Raw genomic sequence first — 1,259 nt, forward strand, 5'->3', positions numbered from 1 at the left:
CCGCTATTACATCCGTTTTCAGGCCGAGGGCAGCGACCGGTTTTCACGCTACGTGTTTTCCCTGATCGGCCTGAATGACAACGACCTGCGCGGTGCGACACCTCTGCCATGGGGTCGGCTGCTGAGCTTTGCAGGCTTGATCGCCAGTCGTAGCCGCTCGCCCTCAGTGGTGTCCGGCATCGTCGAACATTGCTTCGACCTGCACGGCGTAAACATCCGTGAATTCGAGGCGCGTTCGGTGAGTTTGCCGCAGCGTCAGCGCATGGCGCTGGGCAAGGTCAACGGCACTTTGGGCAGCGACTTTGTAGTGGGTGACCGCAGCAAGACACGCGCCAGCAAGTTCACCCTCGTCATTCCCAACCTGACCCAGGCGCGCTTTCGGGAGTTTCTACCCAGCGGCGAGCAGTTTGGACGRTTGCGCCAATTGATGGATTTTTTGCTGCGCGACGTCACCGCCTACGACCTGGAATTGGGGCTGCGCGAGGAGGATGTACCGCCTTTCAACCTGCTCCGTGACAGCGGGAGCCACCTGGGCTGGACCAGTTTTATCGAACACCAGCAACAACGTCATCCCTCCGTGGTTCGGATTCGGGGGCGCGCATGAAGCTGACTTTGGTTATCAGCAATCCTGCGCAGTTGTTGCACGGGTATTTGCCCCTTCACCGGTTTGGCCCACAGGGCGGCAGCATCGGCAGCGCCGCGGCGGACTGGCGCCTGGAGGATCGCCACAACAGCGTGCAGCCCAACCACTGCGATATTCGCGTCGTCGAGGGGCGCTTCTGCGTGATCGACCGCAGTGGCAGCACCTACGCCAATGGCCATGATTTGCCGTTGGGTCGCAACGTTGCGGTGAGCCTCAATGATGGCGACCTGTTGCAGATTGGTGCGTATCGGGTCGCGGTGCAGCTGGGGGAGCACGCGCCAGGCCAGCGTTCGCTTGATGAACTGTTCACCGGCCAGCCGGAAGGCATGCAAGCCTGGCACCTGGAGGATCTGCCGAGTCTTCCCCTGCCCGATCCGCAACCTGCTGCTTGCGCGGAATTCGAGCGCCTTTGCCAGCCCGTGGATTTAGCGGAGCAAGGCGACCCGCTGCGAGCGATGAGTGAAATGCCGCCACTAAATCCTTTTGCTGACATTTGCGCGACCGCACCCAAGAGTCCCGCCAGCTTATACAGCAACCTGCGCCTGGGCACCTTGTTGCTGGCCTGCCTGGCACTCGGCGGCTGCACCATGCTCGGCAAAATCGGCCAGGTAATCTG

Annotated in this window: 2 protein-coding genes; both read left to right on the forward strand. The window is 61.4% G+C overall.

All coding sequences use genetic code 11. The features are described 5' to 3' along the window. Positions 1-604, forward strand: a 604-nt coding sequence (gene tssG, locus ACXRVY_RS29875; protein ID WP_458239056.1) for a type VI secretion system baseplate subunit TssG, incomplete at its 5' end; no start/stop codon positions are given. After that, on the forward strand, positions 601-1,259 hold a 659-nt coding region (locus ACXRVY_RS29880), incomplete at its 3' end, for an FHA domain-containing protein (protein ID WP_458239057.1). The genes tssG and ACXRVY_RS29880, both read left to right, overlap by 4 nt.

It is taken from the genome of Pseudomonas sp. P5_A2_2 (genome assembly GCF_054177685.1).